Raw genomic sequence first — 22,110 nt, forward strand, 5'->3', positions numbered from 1 at the left:
GCTAGACTCAGAGCCATGAAAGTCATCGATTCCCTCGTAACGCAAGCGCCCAACATCGCGGCCATTCGCCGCGACATCCATGCCCATCCCGAGCTGTGCTTTGAAGAAATTCGCACCGCAGATGTTGTCGCGCAAAAGCTGACCGAGTGGGGCATTCCCGTGCATCGCGGCATGGGTAAAACGGGTGTGGTGGGCATCTTGAAATGTGGCACCAGCGACCGTGCCATTGGCCTGCGTGCAGACATGGACGCCTTGCCCATGCAAGAGTTCAACCAATTTGCCCACGCCAGTCAACATGCCGGCAAGATGCACGCCTGCGGGCATGACGGCCATGTGGCCATGCTCTTGGCAGCGGCGCAATATTTGTCAAAGCACCAAGACTTTGACGGTACTGTGTACTTCATCTTCCAACCCGCCGAAGAAGGCGGTGGTGGCGCTCGTGAAATGATTCGCGATGGCTTGTTTGACAAATTCCCCATGCAAGCCGTCTACGGCATGCACAACTGGCCGGGCCTCAAAGAAGGGCAGTTTGCGCTGAGCGCTGGCCCTGTGATGGCCTCAAGCAACGAATTCAAAATCACCATCCACGGCAAAGGCTGCCACGCCGCGTTGCCGCACAACGGCATTGACCCCGTGGTGATCGCATGCCAAATGGTGCAAGCCTTTCAAACCATCGTCAGCCGGAACAAAAAGCCAGTCGATGCAGGCGTCATCTCCGTCACCATGATCAACGCAGGCGAAGCCACCAACGTGGTGCCCGACCACTGCGAGCTGCAAGGCACGGTGCGCACCTTCAGTGTGGAAGTGCTAGACATGATCGAGCAACGCATGCGCGATGTAGCCGCCCACACCAGCGCCGCCTTTGGTGCGACATGCACGTTCGAGTTTGAACGGAACTATCCGCCCACCATCAACCACCCCGCTGAAACTGAATTTGCTCGCGAGGTGATGACCGACATTGTTGGCGCCGCCAATGTGTTGCCTCAAGAACCCACCATGGGCGCGGAAGACTTCTCGTACATGCTGCAAGCCAAGCCTGGCGCATATTGCTTCATTGGCAATGGCGATGGCCTACACCGCGAAATCGGCCACGGCGAAGGCCCATGCACCCTGCACAACCCCAGCTACGACTTCAATGACGCCCTCATTCCCATGGGGGCCACCTATTGGGTCAAACTCGTAGAAGCCGCATACTGCGTTGATCCCCTTAATCGGGGTCAGTAAGCAGACAGCAGCGCGTTCAAATGCGCTTTGTGTTCATCTGTTGCATAAGGCAACAGCAAGCCCAGCACACTCTTAGCTCCGCGCAGCAGTGATGCTTGCGCGCTTTCGGGCTCTAGCGCATGGCGCGGATCGCGCACGTATTCGTAGCTCAGCCACCAGGTCAGCATCACCACCATGTGCGTGGCGGTGGCTTCGCGCTCTGACACCGTGATGGCCAACGCGCCATCGTGCGCTAGGCTGTCTAGCAATGTTCGAAACGCGGTGGTCTTGTGCAGCAGCGCATCTTTGATATGGGTTTCCAGCTTGCGGTTCTTGCTCAGCAAGTCGTTCAAATCGCGGTACAAAAACCGGTATTGCCACACCAACTCAAACAAGGTGTGCATGAAAAACCAAGCGTCTTCCACGTCGTGCACGCCCGGGGCAGCGTTGAGCAACTCATTCAGTGCCGACTCGTAGCGGTTAAAAAGCGCCGTGACCAGCTCCTCCTTGGCGGGGTAGTGGTAGTACAGGTTGCCAGGGCTGATGTTGAGCTCAGACGAGATCAATGTGGTCGACACATTAGGCTCACCAAAGCGGTTAAAGAGGTCGAGCGTGACCTCCAAAATCCGCTCTGCGGTACGGCGTGGCGCTTTCTTTGTCATCAATTATTTCTTGGCTGTTTTCTTCGCTGGCGCTTTCTTCGCGGCAGCCTTAGCCGCAGGCTTGGTCGCTGCTTTGGGTTTGGTTGCAGCTTTGGGCTTAGTACCCAGTTGCGCTTCAAGTGCCGCCACACGCGCATGCAAGGCCTTCATTTCGGCGGCTGATGGCAAGCCCAAGCTGTGCAACGCCTTGGCCACGCGATCTTCAAAAATACCCTCCAGCTTGCCCCATTGGCCAGTGGCACGTTCGCTCAGGGTGTGGGCTGCTTGCGTGGCTTTTTGTGTGGCCTCGGCCAGTTTTTCTTCAGCGGTGCTGTGGGCTTTGCGCTGCATGCTGATGCCATCGCTTACCAACTTCTCAAATGCTTTGGTACCGTCTTGCTGCGCTTTGGCAAACGCACCCAAGCCTGCCAGCCAAATTTGCTGGGCTTGTTCTTTCACGTTGTCAGACATGGCTGCTGGATCGAATGGGTTTTTGGTAGACATCTGTACAGGCTTTCAAACAAAACATAAAACTGCACTTTAACGCCGAGTGCGTCGAAACACCACATGAAGTTTAGTTAGACTTCCCTAACAATGAGTAGCGACAAACCCGAGACAAACAGCACCGCTTGGTACGTGGTCCACACCAAGCCCCGCCAAGAAAACCGAGCCCTTGAAAACCTGCAAAACCAAGGCTTCAATTGCTTCTTGCCCACCATGCAGGTGCAAAAGTTGCGCAACCAAAAAGTGCAGACCATCACCGAGCCCATGTTCAGCCGTTATCTGTTCATTGAGCTCGATGACCAAAATCAAAACTGGGGGCCCATCCGTTCTACCTTGGGTGTGAGCAAGTTGGTCAGCTTTGGGCCACAGCCCGCCAAAGTGCCGCCCGAGTTCATCGCCTTCTTAAAAGAAGCGCCACCCGAAACCCTTGAACGCATGTTTGCTCCGGGCGACAACGTGCAAATTGCTAGCGGCCCGCTGCAGGGCTTAGAGGGTAAATACATCGCCCACGATGGCGAAACCCGAGCCTTTGTGTTAGTAGATTTGCTGGGGCAGCCGCAAAAACTGCGCATGGCGGTCGAGAGCCTGCGTGTGGTCTAGCTTCACGGCGATAATTCTCAAATGCATCAAGTTCTTCCTGTCATTCTTTGTGGCGGCTCAGGCACACGTTTGTGGCCTTTGTCGCGTGCGGGCTTTCCCAAGCAGTTCTTGGTTTTATCGGGCAACACCAGCTTGTTTCAGCAAGCGGTTGAGCGCGTGAACCAACTGGGAGCTGCAGACATCACCGTGGGCAACACTTTGGTGGTCACCAACGAAGAGCACCGCTTTTTGTCGCTAGAACAGCTGCGCGAAATCAAAGGCGTCAACGCCACCCTGCTGCTAGAGCCCACAGGCCGCAACACTGCCCCCGCACTCACCTTGGCGGCCTTGCAAGCCACTGAAGGCGACCAAGACCCCATTTTGGTTGTCACCCCCGCCGACCAAACCGTGCAAAACCCCGCAGCGTTTCAGCAGGCGCTGCAGCAAAGCATTCGTGCGGCGGCAAATGGCGGCATCGTTATTTTGGGCATCACGCCCGACAAGCCCGAAACTGGCTACGGCTACATCCAGCAGTCCGGCACAGCCGGTGCGCAGGGTGAATACACCGTGGCGCAGTTTGCCGAAAAGCCAAGCCTAGAGGTGGCCCAGGCATACCTAGCCGGTGGGCAACACACTTGGAACAGCGGCATGTTTGTGCTGCGTGCCAGCACATGGCTCAAAGCCCTGCAGCACTTCCGCCCAGACATCGCCACAGCCACACAAGCAGCATGGCAAGGCAAAACCATCGATGCACCTTTTGTGCGCCCCAGCAAAGAAGCCTTTGCCCAAGTGCCGTCTGAGTCGGTCGACTACGCCGTCATGGAAAAGTGCCCAGGCTCTAGCTACCCCATCCACATGGTGTCGCTGGACGCCGGCTGGAACGACCTAGGCGCGTGGGACGCCGTGTGGCAAGTCAACCAAGACGGCCACCAAGACGCCCAAGGCAACGTGGTGCAGGGCGACGCTTTGTTGGCCGACACCACCAACACCTTCATCCACGCAAGCAGCCGCTTGGTGGGGGCTGTTGGCGTGAGCAACCTCATCGTGGTAGAAACGCCAGATGCCGTGCTGGTGGCCGATCGCAGCCAAAGCCAGAACGTTAAAAAACTCGTGCAACAGCTGGAAGCCAAAAAGCGCGAAGAGCTGAGCTTGCACCGTAAAGTGCACCGCCCATGGGGCTGGTACGACAGCATTGACGAAGCCGAGCGCTTCAAAGTCAAACGCATTCAAGTCAAACCTGGCGCGAGCCTCAGTTTGCAAAAACACCACCACCGTGCCGAGCATTGGATTGTGGTCAAAGGCACAGCCCAAGTGACGTGTGGCGACAAGGTCACGCTCGTCACAGAAAACCAATCCACCTACATCCCTCTGGGCGAAGTGCACCGTTTGGCCAACCCAGGCACCATTCCGCTTGAAATCATCGAAGTGCAATCGGGTAGCTATTTGGGTGAAGACGACATCATCCGCTTTGAGGACACATATGGGCGCGGCTAACGTGACCGACAAAATTTACGTCGCAGGCCACCGTGGCATGGTGGGCTCGGCCATCGTGCGCCACTTGCTGGCGCAGGGTGTGGCACAAGGCCACATCATCACCCGCGCCCATGCCGAGTTAGACCTGACTAACCAAGCCGCTGTGCAAGCGTTCTTCGCGGCAGAAAAACCCACGCAGGTGTACTTGGCTGCAGCCAAAGTAGGTGGCATTCATGCCAACAACGTCTACCCTGCTGACTTCATCTATCAAAACCTCATGATGCAAGCCAACGTCATCGAGGCTGCGTTTCAGAATGGCGTGCAAAAGCTGCTCTTCTTGGGTTCGAGCTGCATTTACCCGCGCATGGCGCAACAGCCCATGCGGGAAGATGCGCTGCTCACCGGTACGCTAGAGCCAACGAACGAGCCCTACGCCATTGCCAAAATTGCAGGCATCAAACTCTGCGAAAGCTACAACCGGACAATACGGCGCAAGCCACGGCGTGGACTACCGCAGCGTCATGCCCACCAACCTCTATGGTCCCGGCGACAACTACCACCACGAAAACAGCCACGTCATTCCTGCGCTCATTCGCCGCTTCCACGAAGCCAGGTTGGCTGGTGCGCCCAGCGTCGCCATATGGGGAACAGGCACACCGCGCCGCGAGTTTTTGTATGTAGACGACATGGCCGCCGCCAGCGTGCACGTCATGCAGCTGCCCAAAGCCACGTACGACCAGCACACCACCCCCATGCAAAGCCACATCAACGTCGGCAGCGGTTCGGATGTGACCATTGCCAATGTGGCGAAAATCATTGCGCAAACTGTGGGCTACCAAGGCCAAATCGAGTTCGACACCTCCAAGCCCGATGGCGCCCCACGCAAGTGGATGGATAGTTCGCGCCTCAACGCGCTGGGCTGGCAAGCCAAGGTGGATTTACAACACGGCCTTGCTGCCGCCTATCAAGACTTTGTGAGCAAACTATGACGCAGAAAACTCAACCCAAAGTCGCCCTCATCACGGGCATCACAGGCCAAGATGGCTCTTACCTCGCTGAGTTCTTGCTAGAGAAGGGCTACATTGTTCACGGCATCAAGCGCCGTGCTTCGCTGTTCAACACCCAACGCGTGGACCACATCTACCAAGATCCACATGTGGAGCATGCCAACTTCAAGCTGCACTATGGCGACCTGAGCGACACGAGCAACCTCATTCGCATCGTGCAAGAAACCCAGCCCGATGAAATCTACAACCTCGGTGCACAAAGCCATGTGGCCGTGTCATTTGAGTCGCCTGAATACACCGCAGATGTAGACGGCATTGGCACCCTGCGCCTGCTTGAAGCTATTCGTATCTTGGGCCTTGAAAAGAAAACCCGCTTTTACCAAGCAAGCACCTCAGAGTTGTATGGCTTGGTACAAGAAATCCCGCAAAAAGAAACCACGCCTTTTTACCCACGCAGCCCCTACGCCGTGGCCAAGATGTATGCGTATTGGATTGTGGTGAACTACCGCGAAGCCTATGGCATGTATGCCTGCAACGGCATCTTGTTTAACCACGAAAGCCCACGCCGTGGCGAAACCTTTGTCACCCGCAAAATCACCCGAGGCCTAGCCAACATCGCTCAAGGCCTAGAGCAATGCCTGTACATGGGTAACCTAGACGCCCTGCGCGATTGGGGCCACTCCAAAGACTACGTACGCATGCAATGGATGATGCTGCAGCAAGACCAAGCGGAAGACTTTGTGGTGGCAACCGGTGTGCAGCACAGCGTGCGCCAGTTCATTCAGTGGAGTGCAGAAGAGCTGGGCGTTACCCTCAAGTTCGCGGGCGAAGGTGTCAACGAAACTGCAACCGTCACAGCCATCAAAGGCGACAAGGCCCCGGGCCTCAAGGTGGGTGATGTGATCGTCAAAATCGATCCCCGCTACTTCCGCCCCACCGAGGTGGAGACTTTGCTGGGCGACCCATCCAAGGCCAAAGCTAAGCTGGGCTGGATGCCAGAAATTACCGTACAGCAAATGTGCGCCGAAATGGTGGCTGCCGATTTGCAAGAGGCCCAAAAACACGCATTGCTCAAAAAGCACGGGTACCAACTCAATGTGAGTGTGGAATAAGCTAGTGTTGATAAAAAATTTAACACGTTACTAGTTACAAAGTATTCTTGCTGAGCCAATTAACCGTCGTATTGATAAGGGCATGCCTCATAATCGAAGGCTTTGCTTTTGAGTGAAAAGGCGGTAGCCTGCCTGATTTCATTTCGCTTCAATTTTGTGACAGTTTTACCTGCGTCAGCCCCAATGCCTCAGCACGTTGCCATCATCATGGATGGCAATGGACGTTGGGCCCAAAAGCGCTTCATGCCCCGCACTGCTGGGCATGCCAAGGGGGCGGCAGGTGTGAAAGCCTTGGTAGAGCATTGCGCCAAACAAGGTATCAAATACCTCACCCTGTTTGCCTTCAGCACCGAAAACTGGCAGCGCCCTGCAGACGAGGTATCCACCCTCATGGGGCTGTTTGTGCAGTACCTTGAAAAAGAAATGAAAAGCCTCGCCGACGCTGGCGTGCGCCTAAAGGTGATTGGCGATGTGGCTGGCTTTGCACCCGAGCTGCAGCAGCGCATCCACGCGGCAGAGGCGGCCACAGCCAGCAAAACCGCCATCACTTTGTGTGTTGCAGCCAACTATGGCGGGCGTTGGGATGTTTTGCAAGCTGTAAAGAACTGGCAAGCAGCCAATCCTCAGCAAAGTGTGGCCGAACTGACTGAGCCTGCACTAGCGCAGAACCTCAGCACCGCAGACATGCCTGAGGTGGACTTGCTCATTCGCACTGGGGGCGAGCAACGCATAAGCAACTTTTTACTCTGGCAGAGCGCCTATGCTGAGTTGTACTTCACCGATGTGCTGTGGCCAGAGTTTGATGGCATAGAGCTTGATAAGTCGCTTAAGTGGTACTCACAGCGCACTAGACGCTTCGGTAAGACGACGGAGCAGATTGTGGGTGAGACCGAAAAGGTCCAGTGATTGATGACGGCTAGCGAGATACAAAAGGCGCCATTACATTTGTTGGTGCTTTGTCATAAAAATGAGTATTTTGAAAAAAGTTGAATAATGAAAAAAGCATTGGTGACGGGAGGTTCCGGATATTTCGGATCCCTATTAATAAAAAAACTTTTAGAACAGGGTTTCAATTGTTCTAGTTTGGACATAAGCGATGCAAGCGACCGTCCAGCTAGTGTGAAGTTTATCTGTGCAGATATTCGCGATTTGGATGACGTCAAAGCGGCTGTAGCAGGTGTTGATGTCATTTATCACAATGTAGCGCAAGTCCCCTTAGCTAAAGATGTAAAGTTATTTGAATCAGTAAATGGATTGGGGACTGAAAATATCCTTAAAGCCGCATACGAGGCGCGTGTTAATAAGCTCGTATACACATCTTCAAGTGCTGTTTTTGGAGTGCCAGATGCAAACCCTGTAACAGAGGATACTAAACCCAAGCCAGGTGAGGACTATGGTTTAGCAAAGTACAGAGGTGAACTGATGTGCAATCAATATCAGTCACTTGGTTTAGATGTAAGCATTATTAGGCCCAGAACCATTATGGGGCATGGTCGATTAGGGATTTTTCAAATGTTATTTGAGTGGATAGCGGAAGGCTATAACGTTCCTGTATTAGGAGATGGTAATAATATTTATCAGTTCGTGCATTCGGATGATTTGGCTGAGGCTTGTATCTTGGCTGGTAACAGCAGCGGATCAGATGTTTTTAATTGTGGTGCGGCCGTATTCGGGACAATGCGCAACGTTTTAGAAGATTTGTGTGATTATGCAAAAACAGGTTCGAGGGTTAGGAGTGTACCAATGACGCCTGCAGTGTTAGGCATGCGCTTAACCAGTGCCTTAGGGCTTTCGCCGCTGGGCGCTTATCACTCTTTAATGTATGGTCGCTCAATGTATTTCGACATTTCAAAGGCTCAAAAAAAATTAAATTGGAGTCCTCGATACTCAAATTCAGAGATGTTTATTGAAAGTTATGATTGGTACTTAAAAAATAGACACCTAGTGTTAAACCAAGCTGGCGGGAGTCATCATCGATCCGCTGTTAAACAGGGCGTACTGAATCTTATAAAGCGCATTATTTAATTAATAAATGACAAATCTTACAGCCTGGCTCTTAATACTGTTGGCCTCTGCCAATTCAACACTCGGAAACCTACTTTTGAAAAAATCAAGCATACCCAGGGGAGGGGTGCTCACGATGATTTTAAATCCATACTTCATAGCAGGCTTAGTCTTCTATGGCATTAATGTATTATTGTTTGCCAAAGCTCTAGAGGTGTTGCCCGTTTCGGTGGCTTATCCGGTATTGGCGGGGGGCGGATTTTTATTGCTAGTTTTTACTTCAAGTATTTTATTGGGTGAAGTCGTGGGTTTATATCAGGGATTTGGAATTCTATTGATATTGACAGGTGTAATCTTGCTTGCTAATGGTTAGTATGTTTGCAATAGTTCGTCTTTGTCGCCCCGAACAATGGATTAAAAACCTCTTTGTTTTGATCCCGCTTTTATTTTCAAAGCTATTCTTGCAAGCCGATTCATTAATGAACGGTATTTCGGCAGTCATCTTATTCAGTTTGGCATCTTCTGCTACATACGTGCTTAATGACTTTCGCGATATTGAGAAAGATAAGAAACACCCGACTAAATCGAAGAAGAGGCCTCTAGCCGCTGGGCAAGTGAGTGTCCGTGCTGCGCTAGTTTTGTTGCTGATATTGTACACGACACTTATTGTTGCTGTATTCTGGATGCCTAAGGTGATGGGTGTTGTTGGTGCTTATATTCTTCTCAATTATGCGTATACATTTTTTTTGAAACATCAGCCAGTATTTGATGTTTTTGTAATTGCAATAGGCTTTGTGTTGCGGGTGTATGCGGGAGGGGTTGCTATTGGTTCAGGGGTGTCGCATTGGATGTTTATTGTCACATTGTGTCTGGCTTTGTACTTGGCGAGTATTAAAAGACGTCAAGAATTAATTAAGTCTGAGGATGGTGCGCGAGAGGTCTTGGGTAAGTATACAGTTGGCTTGCTAACTCGATACGCAGAGCTTTCGGCAACATGCACTATTGTTTTTTACAGCCTTTTTATAGCACTAGTACGTCCAGAGTTGGCCTTAACGATTCCGTTAATGTTATTCGGTTTGTATAGGTACTGGTTTTGTATTGAGGCATTTGATGCGGGCGAGTCGCCTACGGACGCGTTATTAAACGATAAAGTGCTTCAAGGCACAATTATAATTTGGCTTGGGCTATCCGCCTGGTCTTTACTGCACGGTCCAATTATATGAGAACATGGGTATACATCGCCACTCCTTTTGCTTCTTGGTTTATTGTGGGAGTAATTAAATTTTTAATTAATTGTTTGCGTGAAAAAAAACTGGCTTTTGATTTAATAGGTTATGGCGGCATGCCAAGTAACCACAGTGCGATTGTTTCAAGCATAGCGTGTATGGTTGGCATGCGAGAAGGTTTAGATTCTGCGCCTTTTGGAGTTGCTTTGACGTTGGTGTTTATTGTCACTATGGACGCGAATAGTCTTCGGAGGACGGTGGGGCATCATGCAGCAGCAATCAATCGCCTAGCTAATGGCGAATCAAGTTTGCGTGAGCGTATGGGGCACAGTAAACTAGAAATAATAGCAGGTATATTTACCGGTTGCACTACTGCACTTTCGTTAAATACATTATTTATATAATGTCATAAATTAAATAGAGTAGTACAATGAATTTATATGAGTCGACGGTAATTGCGTTGGTGCATACGTTAGCAAGGCGTCCATACATTGTTACCGAGCATAGATTTGTTTTGCGACAGTGCTCGGCGATGCCTGACTTTCTTGGTATTGCAATTAAGCTGTTAACCATTTTTTTTGCAATTTATATCGTTGCTTCGAATTTTGCACTATTTCATCGTTTAGGTTTTGCTGAGCGAGTGCGAATTTTGGAGGGCTTTCAGAATTCGCGGATTTCAGTATGTCGTGATTTCGTGCGCTTTTATCAAACACTTGCAATATTTAGTGTTGCATCAGAGAAAGAGTGGGGGGTATGAGTGGCGTCAACACATTCGTAGAGATTGCGGTTATTGGTAGTGGTCCCGGGGGTGCGCTTACAGCAGCATTGTTAGCAGAAGCGGGAAAAGAGGTGGTCATTCTTGAGAAGGGGGCGCATTTACCGCTCACATCCTGTGAGCCGTTCACCATTGCTGAAATGACTCAAAAATATAGCCATGGTGGTATCACTGTGGCCATGGGCAGGCCCGCTGTTTCATATATAGAAGGTGGCTCAGTTGGTGGCGGTAGTGAAGTAAATAGTGGTTTGTATCACAGGACTCCGTCAGATATTATTGATGAATGGGTTAAAAAGTTTGAAATCAAGAATTTAACATATGAGAAGCTGATTCCGATCTTCAAAAAAAATGAAATTGATTTGACAATAAGTTACGTACCTAGTGGGCAACTTCCAAAAGCCTCATTGAAGTTGCATGAAGGTGCTCAAAAGTTAGGCTGGAACTCAATTGAAGTTCCTCGTTGGTTTCGATATGAGAGTGATGGCTGCGGCGTCAAACAATCAATGACTGAAACCTTTATCCCCCGTGCCATCAAGGCTGGGGCTGAGGTTATTTCGTATACTAAAATAAATAAGGTTTCACCAAAGCCGGGAGGCTGGCTTCTAACCGGTTGGAAAACAGTCGGTTTAGATTTTACGCCTTTTGAATTGCTGGCAAATAAAATATTTGTTTGCACTGGTGCTACAGCAACACCCGCCCTATTAAGACGCAGTGGATTAAGTAGTTTGGCAGGTAAGAACTTGCACATGCACCCTTCTATCAAAATAGTTGCTAAATTTCCAGAGAAGGTAAATCATGTTGGAATGGGTGTTCCAGTGCATCAGGTAAAAGAGTTTTCGCCTCGTTACAGTATGGGGTGTTCAATTAGCTCTCCACCCTACTTATCGCTTGCAATGATGGATGTGAAGGGTGGGCAGGAGATTGTTGATTCACACTGGTCTAATATGGCAATATATTATGCGATGACAACTGGCGGGCGTGGTTTTGTCAATCCATTGCCTCTATTTAAAGATCCGTTAGTTCGTTATAAGTTCACTTCGTCTGAGGTGGTTGATATTTTAGATGCCTTGGTTGATTTGGCAAGGTGCCTATTTGCTGCGGGAGCAACGGAAATCTATCCTGCGGTACAAAACTCACGTCAGATAAGAAGTGTGGATGAGATGATTGCATTTCGGAATGAATTAGAGGCGGATCAACTTAACCTAATGACTATTCATTTATTTTCAAGTTGCCCAATGGGTGAAAATCGTCAAAACACCGTTGTTAATTCATTTGGCGCATTGCATGATCATGATGGTATTTATATAAATGACTGTAGCATCATTCCTACTGCTCTCGGTGTTAATCCACAAGGCACGGTTATGGCACTCGCCCGTCGTAATGTAGAGCATTTTTTGGGGGAGGAGTGAACATTACTCAAGTTAAAAATAATTTTAGTGGAGGTACAGCCATCATCACGGGTGCTAATGGCTGGCTGGGCAAAGGACTGGTTCATTCAATCGCGCATGGCATTGAAGGGCTAGACTCTATTCCAAATAACACATTCGATAGAATCCGAGTTTTGGTGTTGCCCGGGGAGGATGTGGCTGCTTTGCAGAGAATTTCAGGCAATATAGAAATCATTTGTGGCGATGTTCGTTTGCCAAGTGACTGTGAACGTTTGGTGAATGGGTTTGAGGGGGCTGTTTTATTTCATACAGCGGGCATCATCCACCCTCGGATTATTAAAGATTTTTATGAAATAAATTTGAATGGCACTTTAAATTTATTGAATGCGGCGAAAAATAACAAGCTAAAGCGTGCTGTGATTGTTTCTTCAAATTCTCCAATAGGCTGTAATCCAGTTGCCGGACATTTGTTTGATGAGGAGTCGCCATTTAATCCTTATATGCATTACGGGCGCTCTAAGATGTTAATGGAGCAAGGTGTTCTGAGAGTGCAAGAGGATGGCGGGCTGGAAACTGTTCGTATACGAGCCCCATGGTTTTACGGGCCCTTTCAGCCTGAGCGACAAACATTGTTTTTCCAAATGATTCGTGACGGTAAGGGGCCAATTGTTGGGGCTGGTAACAATTGGCGATCAATGGTCTATATCGATAATTTGGCGCAAGGATTATTGTTGGCTGCAAGCAGCCCTTTTGCTAATGGCAAAGTGTATTGGATAGCCGATGAGCAGCCTTATTCAATGAACGAAATAATAGACACGATTGAGTCTGTGCTAGAGCATGATTTTGGCATTAAGTGCGCTCATAAAAGACTGCGATTGCCAAATATTATATCTGACCTTGCTTGGGTGATTGATAAGTCATTGCAGGGCGTTGGCTTCTATCACCAGAAAATGCATGTTCTTTCTGAAATGAACAAAAATATTGCCTGTTCTATTGGTCTTGCGCAGCTGGAGTTAGGCTATCGACCCACTATAGATTTAAAAGCAGGTATGCGAAAAAGTATCGGGTGGGTTTTGGCGAACTATGGATCGTTGTAATCTGTTTGACGCTTTGATGTTTAGCCGGCGAAGACTGGCGATAGCTGCCTGCAGGCCTCAATCACATTGCTCCAATACAACGCCATCATTATGAACGGCAATGTCAGTTTGGCTCAAAATCGCCACATGCCACTCACCTTATAGCATCCCAAGGAGCATGGTTAGAAGATCTGTATTTCACAGAGAGCCTGTGACCGCAATTTGATGGCCTTGACCTCGCAAAAGTGCTGGAGTGGTACGCTCTAAGCACGAGGTGTTTTGGGAAGGCGACGTAGCAGGTTGTTGTAGCAACTAAGAGAGTTTCGGCTTCCTGATGGTGGCGAACGGTATAGTCCGAAATGAGAATTTAATGAGCTTAGAAGATAAAAGTAATGCATAAAGTTGTTCCTGTAATTCTGTGCGGTGGGGCGGGTACCCGTTTGTGGCCCTTGTCGCGTGCGGGTTTTCCCAAGCAGTTTTTAGTTTTGTTTGGCAATACCAGCTTGTTTCAGCAAGCTGTCGAGCGAGTGAACCAACTGGGTGCGCCCGACATCTCGATAGGAAATACGCTAGTTGTCACCAACGAAGAGCACCGTTTCTTATCTCTAGAGCAAATGCGTGAAATAAAAGGCGTTAACGCTACCTTGTTGCTAGAGCCCTTTGGTCGAAACACTGCACCCGCACTTACATTGGCCGCATTGCAAGCCTGTGAAGATGGGCAAGATCCGATTCTGGTCGTTACTCCTGCCGATCAAGCCGTACAAAATCCTGCTGCGTTCCAGCAGGCGTTGCAACAAAGCATCCGTGCCGCAGCAAATGGAGGAATCGTCATCTTGGGTATCACGCCTGACAAGCCTGAAACAGGCTACGGCTATATACAGCAGTCTGACTCCGTCGGCACGTATGGCGAATATGATGTGGTTCAATTTGCAGAAAAACCAAGCCTCGAAGTGGCCAAAGGCTACCTTGCAGGTGGTAAGCACACATGGAATAGCGGCATATTTGTGCTGCGTGCCAGTGTATGGCTAAAAGCCTTGCATGAGTTTCGCCCAGACATTTCAACGAGTATCCAAAAATCATGGCATAGCAAAACCGTTGATGTTCCCTTTGTCCGCCCTAACAGGGAAGCCTTCACCCAAGTACCTGCTGAGTCGGTTGACTATGCTGTCATGGAGAAGTGCCCCGGCTCTGTTTACCCCGTCCACATGGTGCCTCTAGATGCAGGTTGGGACGACCTAGGCGCATGGGAATCTGTATGGCGGGCGAACCAAGATGGTAATCAAGACGCCCAAGGGAACGTGATGCAAGGTGATGCATTATTGGCCGATGCCTCCAACACCTTCATATACGCTAGCAGCCGCCTCGTTGGTGCAGTAGGGGTTAGTAACCTAATCGTGGTGGAAACAGCTGACGCTGTATTAGTAGTCGACCGTAGCCAAAGCCAGAACGTCAAAAAACTTGTTCACCAACTCGAAGCAAGACAGCGAGAGGAGCTAAGCTTGCACCGCAAAGTCCACCGCCCATGGGGCTGGTATGACAGCATCGACCAAGGTGAGCGCTTCAAAGTTAAGCGCATTCAGGTAAAGCCCGGTGCTAGCCTAAGTTTGCAAAAACACCATCATCGAGCTGAGCACTGGATTGTAGTAAAAGGTACTGCAGAAATCACAAACGGCAATAAGGTGCTGACGCTCACTGAAAACCAATCCACTTACATTCCTTTGGGTGAGCTACATAGACTCGCGAACCCTGGCATCATTCCGCTCGAAATCATTGAAGTGCAGACGGGCAGCTATTTAGGTGAAACCGATATTGTTCGCTTTGAAGATACTTATGGGCGCAGCTGAAATGGAGGAGAAATTAACGTCATTAGACTTCATGTTGCTTCAGATAAGGTAAGGTGGTCGAAATCATATTTAAAGAATTAAGACTAAGTGGAGTATAGTTTTATAAATTTTCGTAAGGGAGGGTTGGAAATGGACAGAATAATGAAAATATTAAAAGTGATTGAGTATATTAAAAGTGTCATTGATAGATTTCAATATAAAGATAGTAATTGGAAAATTAACGTTACTGATGAGAAAATATTTAAAACAACAGAAAAGGTGTTGATTTATGTCATTCATATTCATGGGTGTTTTATACCTAAATTTATGATTAATAACGTAGAATATTGGCGCGCAAAAGGTTTTACACCAGTGCTAGTTATAACGTACAGCAATGTGAATAAATTATCAATGATGGATATTCTGGAAAAGAACCTTCCAGAATGTAATTATTTCATACGAGATAATCGAGGTAAGGATTTTGGAGGCATTGGTGATCTGTGTCGAAAGTTTGATTTGACAAAATGTGAGCAGATATTGTTGATGAATGATAGTTTTATAGGTCCGTTTTATGATTCAAATTTGTTTGAAAGATTGTCGGAGGTGAAATCAGATGTTGTTGGAGTGACGGAATCTTTTGAGATCCTATACCATCTGCAATCGTCACTTATATATATTAAAAACAGCAAGTCAATATCACATTTTATTAATTTTTTTATTAAAAAATACAAACCATATAATTCAAGGATGAATATAATTCGTGAAGGGGAGATTGGTCTTACGCAGTATTTCTTGAGCAATGGCGTAAGTGTGCGTGCTTTGTACAATATACCTCATTTGCTTACTAACTATTCCTTTCCTGGGGGTGTTAATGAGTTAACTAAAATTAATTCGCAACATTATTTTGGTGAGAATATTTTCATACACGAGGGCTTCCCTTATCTGAAAAGAGAGTTGTTAACGAGGAATCAAATGAAATTAAGTATTAATTACGGTGAAATCATGAATAAGTTGAATTCGATTGAAAGAGATAATTTGAATGAGGCAATCATAGCTCGAGTATGATTTATTTTGCAAAATAAATTTCAAGACATGATAATTCAAAGCGTAAATTTTAATTAAAGTAACTGCTAGAGAAAAGTGAAAAATCCATCTTGGCTGTTGATAAAAATCCAGCAAAAATATTTAAGTAATAAAAGAATAATTCATAGGCACCTAGTAGTCTCGGCTGTTTGTGCTAGTACGGAATTTCTTGTTTTTTCGTTGTTTCTGAAGTTTCTAGATATAGATATATTTTATGTGTATCTTTCATCGTTCTTGTTTGCAACTACAGTGGGCTATTTCCTTCATAGCTTCTATACATTTTCACTTCGTGCAATAGGTCGACGATCGGGTTTGTACTTTTTGATTCAAGCAACAATTATTTTAATAATTGGATATACATTATTCAGCTCCTTTGTGCTGTTCGGAGTCCCTCCGTTAATTGCAAAACCTATGCAGTTATTCTCAACTTTCCTCATGAATGTTATAATCGGTAAAAAAATCACTTTTAAGGTAAAAAATGCATAAATTTACTCTCATCATTCCTGCTTTTAATGAATTCGAAAACTTGAAAATCATTTTTCCTTCGATTAAAAATATTGATTGTGAGGTTTTGATTGTAGATCCAGGGACTAATGATGGAACTGAGTCGCTCTGTAATGAATATGGGTATCGTTACCTGAGGCAGGCTTCTAAAGGAAAAGGAAATGCTCTGGTGGAGGCGGTTAACGCTTCGAAAACAAATATAGTATGTTTTTTTGATGCTGATCTTGCTCACAATCCTGAATGTATTGAGAGTTTGGTAGATCCAATTATTAACGGCGATTTTGTGCATGTCTCGGGATCGCGAATGCTAGGGGGCTCTAGTGAATTATTTGCTGATGCTGATCACTTTATAAGGTTGATGGGGAGTATGGTAATTAATTATTTGATTTCTTATAAGTTTGGTTTTAAAATGACAGATTGTCAAAATGGATTTCGAGCCTTGAATAAAGAATTCTTTAAAAGTTTGAATTTAAATTCTTCACATACAACTATTGAGCAAGAGTTGGTTGGTAAGACGTTAGCAAAAGGTTTTCCAATACTAGAATTGCCAGCTCATGAGTATTCAAGAATTGCTGGTGAAAGCAAAATTAATGTTCTGAAGCATGGGCCATCATATGTTTTATCGTTAATTAAAATATTGATGATGTCAAAGACTCCTATCGACAAAATATTCGCTGAAAATCTTAAAAATAAATATTCCTACAACTGGTGGGTTTAAAACACATCATGAAACATAAATATATATTGAAAATATTATTTCTTGTAGCATTGTGTGTGCTTGTGGCTTCATCTTCGACTTTAAATATTATTTCATGTGTTGATTTATCTTGCGATGTTAGATGGGATAAAATTAGATATTTTCCATACCCGGATTTCGCTGAAAATATTTCAGGAGCTATGAATTCTGCAAAAAATGAAATTTTTGGCTCCGATTTCGCGCACCCACATGCGCCCGGTATATATATATTGCTTGGGTTATTATATAAATTAACAGCTGTTAATGATCTTGTACAGTCACCTTTTTCAGCGATTGTCTGGGTATATTTGTCAATATTAGGCCTAAGCCTGTTCGTTTGCACAATTTATTGGCGTGTATATGGCTTTTATCTTAGTATAATAACTTTTCTTTTAATTGTTGTTATAGGTTATAAACAGAATCTGGTTTTTGTTATGTCAGAAACAATTGCTTTTTGGTTGGCAATACCATTGACAACATTGGCAATTAGATATAATAAAAATGAAAATAATTCGACCCCTGAGTTTTTGCTATTTTCTCTGCCTATTATTATATTATTCTGTGGTGTGGGCTTCCCGAGTCTTATATTAATGCCGCTAGCTATTTTGCTTATAAAGCTACGATCGAGTGAGAGTGGTGAATATTTTGCTATTGCTCAAAAGCTAGTTCCTGCGGGGCTATTAATATTGGTATGTGCATACCTGCTGATTATGTATACTGAAATACATAACTTGAAATATTGGGTTGTCGATGTTAATAAAACTGTAAGACCTCAACTAATAAACAATGTTATCGCGAACTTGTTGATGTTTGATAAGCCGATGTATTTAGTGGAGATATTACTATACCTGCCATTTGAATTTGGAATTTTATTCTATGCTTTCAAAAAGGGAGTCATTAGCAGAGTAATGCTCATTATATTAATATTTTGTTGTATTGGAGGATTGTGGCGGGTTTCGTTTGGATATAAAGCATTGCCAAATGCGGGGATTGTAATTGCTGTATTGTTGGCTTTAATCGAGAGCTGGTCTTTCATAAATAAGAAATTTAAATGCATTTTATATATTATTTTTCCAATGGCAATAATTACAACATATTTGTTGTTTAATTTATTGTTAAATAAATCTTTTGCAAATCACGATGCTATTTTCTTTGAGGATTCAGATATATGCAAGCTTACAGGTCAAAATTCAGCCGGTTGTAAATGTGTGACGTTCTTGGTATTTGGTCCTCAAATATTTATACAAAATGATATCAAGCAATGTAAAAATCAGATGAATACATGGGCTGATGCTATGGGCGAAGATGATCGTTATTTTAATGTTGCAAAAATAACTGCTATAAACAAAGAGTCAATTTACATTGTACCGCCATCGCAGTTTATAAACAAAGGCAGTCGTCTTGAGTCTTTAGTGGAAATAATTCATGATAATTATGTTTGTAAGTCTGTTAAAGTAGACTGGCAAATATGTAAATAAAATTTCTATAAATTATGTTATTAATAATTAGCATTATATATTTGGCCTTGCCGTGTCTTATTTTTTCAGTGTATTTTTTAGAGCCTCTATATTCTATATTATGTGCGTCAAGTGTTTTGTACCCACTATATAACCTCATTAATTCGCAAAAAAAAATAATAATATTTAATATTAATAGGATAGATGTTGCCTTAATTCTATTTTCTTTAATTTTTGCTTCAATATTTGGGGTGGGGTATTTTGGTTTTCAAACAGGAGATCATGATAAAAATCAAATGATATTTAAAGAATTGATCGTAAGGGATTGGCCTGTAATTTTCCCAGAAAATCAAGTAAATAATCAAATCTTGAGTTATCCAATAGGATTTTTTATTTTCCCAGCATTGGTTGGAAAGAAGTTTGGATGGTTGCTGGGGAATATATTTCTTTTCTTAAGTCATGCCACAGGGATTGCTTTAGTGCTTCTTTGGATTATAAGGCTTTTGAAATCAAAAATGGCTATATTATTTTTTATATTATTTGGTGGTTTTGATATTATAGGGGAGTTAGTATTTAATAGATTTCAGTTTTCACTTGGTACTCATATTGAATGGTGGACTTCTCACACATTTTTACAATACAGTTCCTTTGCTACGGTTTTATCATGGAGCGCTCAACATTTCTCGGCTCAGTTTCTTGGGGTATGCATAATATATTATCTCATTCAAGCGAGAATGTTTCGATATTTGCTATATGTAATATCTTTAATCGCATTCTGGTCTCATTTTACATTAATAGGGTATGCTATTTTCGCGCCTTTACTATTTAAAAATCGCAGGATAAAAGATGTCATTTTTACATTTAATTCTTTCGCAATTATATTTATTTGTGTGCTAGCAATTTTTTATTTAAGCAAGGATCAAAGTTCAATACCTCGTGGTTTCTTGTGGTCTTATTGGGACTTTAATCTTTATGGACAGAAGTTTATTGCATTTTATTTGCTTGAATTTTTAATATTGTCACTATTTTTGTTTTTTCATAAAAGTATATTAAGTAAAGAGGATTTTATATTACTTGTCTCAGCAACTTTAATGCTTGCTATTCTGCCATTTTATAAGATCGGATGGAGTAACGATTTTTCAATGCGAGGTTCCGGTCCTCCATTGTTCATTATCTATTTAATTTCGATGAAACAATTGCAAATATTTATTGGAAGTGGTAAAAAAATTTCTTCATCGATATTGCTGCTTATTCTATTAATTGGAAGCTTCTCTGGTTTGAGTGAGTTATACAGGCAGGTTAATTTAAGCTTCAAAGAGAATAAGTTTTATATTTTAAATATTACAAGTGGAGACTATCATAGAGGACTGAGCAATGATAATAAATGTATATTAATTAAAAATAATAATGAAGACGAACTGAAAAATATCGCTTTCATTGTTATACAGGGCAGGGATTACAACTTCGATAAAATTGTTCCTGGCTTAAGTCAACACAATCTTTCATTGTGCGTGAAAGATCGCATAAATATCAGATTTCCAGATGTAGATGTATATCGAATTGATGTTATGCTTTTTAATAAAAATGATAAAGAGATTCTTGGTACTAGATCGATTCTAAATTTTAGAGAAATAGATGATGTTAATTCTATATCAAGTCGTTGGCCTGAGCAGTATACTGGTGACGGTGATTCCAAATTCGCAAAATACCTTATGAGAAAAAATAATGTCGACTAACATTTTATTAATTGGTAGAAGTTCTAAATTTGAATATGTAGTTAAACAAGCTTGGCCTGAAGCGTTACTTACAATTATTTCTTGGAGAAATACCGGATTTATTGAAGGATCGTATGATAAAATAATATTGTGTGGTTATGATTATGAATCATACATGCATGATTATGAAAAATATATTAATGTTAATGTATATTGGCAGTTACACCGTTTAAATAAAATGAATCTGTCTAAGGCCGATATTATTTATATAAATACATATGGCATATTTAATTGGTATACGTTTTCGAGATATGTATTTGCAAAACTTAAGCTTGCTAGTTTATTGACTGATAATTTTAATTCAGTATATATATTAAATGTGCCTACAGTGTTGAATAATATGATGTGGAAAAGTTCATATTCATCAATTAATCCATTAATTTTAGATTTATTGCTAAAATTAAAGATGGTTACTGTCATTAATACAATTGAATTGATTGAATTAGTGAAGTGTTATAATTTAAGATCTGGCCCTCTTCGGAAATGTCCAATGCCATTTATGTTGAATATTAAGAGGTCTATATTTATTGATCGTTTGATGAGGTTGATTCTTGGATAATGTTTTAATTGTCGGTGCTGGTTTTTCTGCTGCATTAGTATACAGCTATTGTCGTTCAAATAAAATAGATGTAATTTGTCCTAGTGTAGTTCGATTGGATTCCAGTAGTGAGGTTAGAGATATCAAAAATCTGAAAATTAACAAACTATTCGGCCATAGGGCTAATTCTCTCTCAACTTTAGGAGTTACTTCTCAGCCAAACGTAAAGCTCCACAATCGCACCATAATAGGAGGTAATTCTACAGTCTGGGGGGGCTTTTTTGATGCCGAACTGGATTTTGATGCTTCATCAGCACTGGAGCGAATTGGAGCAAAATTGGTTCGTTTGAGTTATGATAACACTGGATCAACTTCTAATAGGGATAGTATTTGCCAACTACAAGATTTTAACGGAAATATATACACATCGGCAAAGTTATTTGCTGGGGTTCGAGTTGGTAATTTTTATTGCAATAAAATAATGCCCGAAAATAATAGAGTTAGAGTTGAATTAGTTTCGATGTTGAATGGTAAAAAATACTATTCCGAATATGATAAAATTTTCGTTTGTTGCGGTGTTTTTAATGCCATATCAATTATACATAATAGTTTTAATGTTGATTTTTTTGAATTAACAGATTTTGGTCATGAGTTGAGGTTGGGATTTAAGTCAAATAATTTGAGTAATTATTCAGATACTGTTATACGTTATGGTATACCTAGAGCTATAAATCATTTTTTGGGTGTTCAAAAAAAATTTGCTTTGGACACATTTAATTTCCCGATATGTATCGATCAGATTTTTTCCAAGTTTAAATCTAAATTGGAAATAGAAATTCAAGATAATATTGCAAATCTGCGCGCGAATGCGAATGGATTTGGTGATTCAATTCACTATAATAATCTTAAGATAAATGGATGTTCAATTAATCAGTTTTTAGAGTCGATTTCGCCAAATGTGGTTTTTTTTGGGATGGCTTCATTGAATCAGAAAAATCCTGGACCTATTAGTAATGATATTCACTCTCAAATTAATGAATATTTTAATAAAAATTAAATCATTGGATGATATTTGTCTTGGGGGTGCTACAAAAATTAATTTTTATTAAAGTTGCATATCTTTTATATTAGATGTATTATAAATAGTGTGGCAAATGAATACGTTGGCCGGCCTGTGTTGAGGCCTTAAATAACTTTTAATTCAGT

General features: G+C 43.8%; 20 protein-coding genes and 1 pseudogene. 19 read left to right on the top strand and 2 right to left on the bottom strand.

Going from position 1 to position 22,110, the window contains the following annotated elements:
• Positions 1–15 precede the first annotated feature (15 nt).
• Positions 16–1,224, top strand: coding sequence for a M20 aminoacylase family protein (locus QMG27_RS01270; protein WP_281812351.1), 1,209 nt, complete (start codon positions 16–18; stop codon positions 1,222–1,224).
• Here QMG27_RS01270 and QMG27_RS01275 read toward each other — a convergent pair.
• Positions 1,218–1,865 (bottom strand): TetR/AcrR family transcriptional regulator, encoded by a 648-nt coding sequence (locus tag QMG27_RS01275; protein WP_281812353.1) that lies wholly within the window; start codon positions 1,863–1,865, stop codon positions 1,218–1,220. The two genes, QMG27_RS01270 and QMG27_RS01275, sit on opposite strands and share 7 nt — an antisense overlap.
• 3 nt (positions 1,866–1,868) lie before the next feature.
• A complete protein-coding gene (locus QMG27_RS01280; protein WP_281812355.1) occupies positions 1,869–2,348 on the bottom strand; it encodes a phasin family protein in 480 nt (159 codons plus the stop codon).
• Positions 2,349–2,438: 90 nt separating this feature from the next.
• Between QMG27_RS01280 and rfaH the strand changes: the two genes are divergently transcribed.
• The 18 genes and pseudogenes from rfaH (at position 2,439) to QMG27_RS01370 (ending at position 21,961) form a co-directional block, all read left to right on the top strand.
• On the top strand, positions 2,439–2,948 hold the full coding sequence (gene rfaH, locus QMG27_RS01285) for a transcription/translation regulatory transformer protein RfaH (protein WP_281812357.1): 510 nt from the start codon (positions 2,439–2,441) through the stop codon (positions 2,946–2,948).
• Positions 2,949–2,969: 21 nt separating this feature from the next.
• Positions 2,970–4,421 carry a mannose-1-phosphate guanylyltransferase/mannose-6-phosphate isomerase gene (locus tag QMG27_RS01290; protein ID WP_281812359.1) on the top strand — a complete coding sequence of 484 codons (1,452 nt, stop codon included), beginning with the start codon at positions 2,970–2,972 and terminating at the stop codon, positions 4,419–4,421.
• Positions 4,408–5,389: pseudogene (locus QMG27_RS01295) on the top strand (GDP-L-fucose synthase). Before QMG27_RS01290 ends, QMG27_RS01295 begins: the two are co-directional and overlap by 14 nt.
• Entirely contained in the window at positions 5,386–6,519 is a 1,134-nt protein-coding gene (gmd, locus tag QMG27_RS01300) for a GDP-mannose 4,6-dehydratase (RefSeq protein ID WP_281812361.1), read from the top strand. Before QMG27_RS01295 ends, gmd begins: the two are co-directional and overlap by 4 nt.
• Positions 6,520–6,702: 183 nt before the next feature.
• Positions 6,703–7,425: a polyprenyl diphosphate synthase gene (uppS, locus tag QMG27_RS01305; protein WP_281812363.1), complete on the top strand. Its 723-nt coding sequence runs from the start codon at positions 6,703–6,705 to the stop codon at positions 7,423–7,425.
• A gap of 87 nt (positions 7,426–7,512) precedes the next feature.
• Positions 7,513–8,544 carry an NAD-dependent epimerase/dehydratase family protein gene (locus QMG27_RS01310; protein WP_281812365.1) on the top strand — a complete coding sequence of 344 codons (1,032 nt, stop codon included), beginning with the start codon at positions 7,513–7,515 and terminating at the stop codon, positions 8,542–8,544.
• Positions 8,545–8,551: 7 nt separating this feature from the next.
• Positions 8,552–8,896 (top strand): SMR family transporter, encoded by a 345-nt coding sequence (locus QMG27_RS01315; RefSeq protein WP_281812367.1) that lies wholly within the window; start codon positions 8,552–8,554, stop codon positions 8,894–8,896.
• Between the two features lies 1 nt (position 8,897).
• The gene (locus tag QMG27_RS01320) at positions 8,898–9,746 is read left to right on the top strand and encodes a decaprenyl-phosphate phosphoribosyltransferase (RefSeq protein WP_281812369.1); all 849 of its coding nucleotides are present in this window, start codon (positions 8,898–8,900) and stop codon (positions 9,744–9,746) included.
• Positions 9,743–10,153: a divergent PAP2 family protein gene (locus QMG27_RS01325; protein ID WP_281812371.1), complete on the top strand. Its 411-nt coding sequence runs from the start codon at positions 9,743–9,745 to the stop codon at positions 10,151–10,153. Before QMG27_RS01320 ends, QMG27_RS01325 begins: the two co-directional genes overlap by 4 nt.
• Positions 10,154–10,502: 349 nt before the next feature.
• Positions 10,503–11,933 (top strand): GMC family oxidoreductase N-terminal domain-containing protein, encoded by a 1,431-nt coding sequence (locus QMG27_RS01330; RefSeq protein ID WP_281812373.1) that lies wholly within the window; start codon positions 10,503–10,505, stop codon positions 11,931–11,933.
• On the top strand, positions 11,930–13,009 hold the full coding sequence (locus tag QMG27_RS01335) for an NAD(P)-dependent oxidoreductase (RefSeq protein WP_281812375.1): 1,080 nt from the start codon (positions 11,930–11,932) through the stop codon (positions 13,007–13,009). Before QMG27_RS01330 ends, QMG27_RS01335 begins: the two co-directional genes overlap by 4 nt.
• Before the next feature lie 371 nt (positions 13,010–13,380).
• A complete protein-coding gene (locus tag QMG27_RS01340; protein ID WP_281812377.1) occupies positions 13,381–14,832 on the top strand; it encodes a mannose-1-phosphate guanylyltransferase/mannose-6-phosphate isomerase in 1,452 nt (483 codons plus the stop codon).
• Positions 14,833–14,973: 141 nt separating this feature from the next.
• Positions 14,974–15,876, top strand: coding sequence for a rhamnan synthesis F family protein (locus QMG27_RS01345; protein ID WP_281812379.1), 903 nt, complete (start codon positions 14,974–14,976; stop codon positions 15,874–15,876).
• Positions 15,877–16,372: 496 nt separating this feature from the next.
• The gene (locus QMG27_RS01350) at positions 16,373–17,116 is read left to right on the top strand and encodes a glycosyltransferase family 2 protein (RefSeq protein WP_281812381.1); all 744 of its coding nucleotides are present in this window, start codon (positions 16,373–16,375) and stop codon (positions 17,114–17,116) included.
• Between the two features lie 8 nt (positions 17,117–17,124).
• Positions 17,125–18,612 (top strand): hypothetical protein, encoded by a 1,488-nt coding sequence (locus QMG27_RS01355; RefSeq protein ID WP_281812383.1) that lies wholly within the window; start codon positions 17,125–17,127, stop codon positions 18,610–18,612.
• Between the two features lie 116 nt (positions 18,613–18,728).
• The gene (locus QMG27_RS01360) at positions 18,729–20,327 is read left to right on the top strand and encodes a hypothetical protein (RefSeq protein ID WP_281812385.1); all 1,599 of its coding nucleotides are present in this window, start codon (positions 18,729–18,731) and stop codon (positions 20,325–20,327) included.
• The gene (locus QMG27_RS01365; protein WP_281812387.1) at positions 20,317–20,925 is read left to right on the top strand and encodes a hypothetical protein; all 609 of its coding nucleotides are present in this window, start codon (positions 20,317–20,319) and stop codon (positions 20,923–20,925) included. The genes QMG27_RS01360 and QMG27_RS01365 overlap by 11 nt, the downstream gene beginning before the upstream one ends.
• Positions 20,918–21,961 (top strand): hypothetical protein, encoded by a 1,044-nt coding sequence (locus QMG27_RS01370; protein ID WP_281812389.1) that lies wholly within the window; start codon positions 20,918–20,920, stop codon positions 21,959–21,961. Before QMG27_RS01365 ends, QMG27_RS01370 begins: the two co-directional genes overlap by 8 nt.
• Positions 21,962–22,110: the final 149 nt, after the last annotated feature.

The organism is Limnohabitans sp. MORI2 (assembly GCF_027925025.1).
Classification (GTDB): Bacteria; Pseudomonadota; Gammaproteobacteria; order Burkholderiales; family Burkholderiaceae_C; genus Limnohabitans.

Coding starts and splice junctions, on each gene's coding strand:
- QMG27_RS01315 (WP_281812367.1), top strand. CDS start 8,552: ATGACAAATCTTACAGCCTGGCTCTTAATACTGTTGGCCTCTGCCAAT.
- QMG27_RS01345 (WP_281812379.1), top strand. CDS start 14,974: ATGAAAATATTAAAAGTGATTGAGTATATTAAAAGTGTCATTGATAGA.
- QMG27_RS01320 (WP_281812369.1), top strand. CDS start 8,898: ATGTTTGCAATAGTTCGTCTTTGTCGCCCCGAACAATGGATTAAAAAC.
- QMG27_RS01340 (WP_281812377.1), top strand. CDS start 13,381: ATGCATAAAGTTGTTCCTGTAATTCTGTGCGGTGGGGCGGGTACCCGT.
- QMG27_RS01350 (WP_281812381.1), top strand. CDS start 16,373: ATGCATAAATTTACTCTCATCATTCCTGCTTTTAATGAATTCGAAAAC.
- rfaH (WP_281812357.1), top strand. CDS start 2,439: ATGAGTAGCGACAAACCCGAGACAAACAGCACCGCTTGGTACGTGGTC.
- QMG27_RS01355 (WP_281812383.1), top strand. CDS start 17,125: ATGAAACATAAATATATATTGAAAATATTATTTCTTGTAGCATTGTGT.
- QMG27_RS01330 (WP_281812373.1), top strand. CDS start 10,503: ATGAGTGGCGTCAACACATTCGTAGAGATTGCGGTTATTGGTAGTGGT.
- QMG27_RS01290 (WP_281812359.1), top strand. CDS start 2,970: ATGCATCAAGTTCTTCCTGTCATTCTTTGTGGCGGCTCAGGCACACGT.
- QMG27_RS01275 (WP_281812353.1), bottom strand. CDS start 1,865: ATGACAAAGAAAGCGCCACGCCGTACCGCAGAGCGGATTTTGGAGGTC.
- QMG27_RS01270 (WP_281812351.1), top strand. CDS start 16: ATGAAAGTCATCGATTCCCTCGTAACGCAAGCGCCCAACATCGCGGCC.
- QMG27_RS01325 (WP_281812371.1), top strand. CDS start 9,743: ATGAGAACATGGGTATACATCGCCACTCCTTTTGCTTCTTGGTTTATT.
- QMG27_RS01365 (WP_281812387.1), top strand. CDS start 20,317: ATGTCGACTAACATTTTATTAATTGGTAGAAGTTCTAAATTTGAATAT.
- gmd (WP_281812361.1), top strand. CDS start 5,386: ATGACGCAGAAAACTCAACCCAAAGTCGCCCTCATCACGGGCATCACA.
- QMG27_RS01310 (WP_281812365.1), top strand. CDS start 7,513: ATGAAAAAAGCATTGGTGACGGGAGGTTCCGGATATTTCGGATCCCTA.
- QMG27_RS01280 (WP_281812355.1), bottom strand. CDS start 2,348: ATGTCTACCAAAAACCCATTCGATCCAGCAGCCATGTCTGACAACGTG.
- uppS (WP_281812363.1), top strand. CDS start 6,703: ATGCCTCAGCACGTTGCCATCATCATGGATGGCAATGGACGTTGGGCC.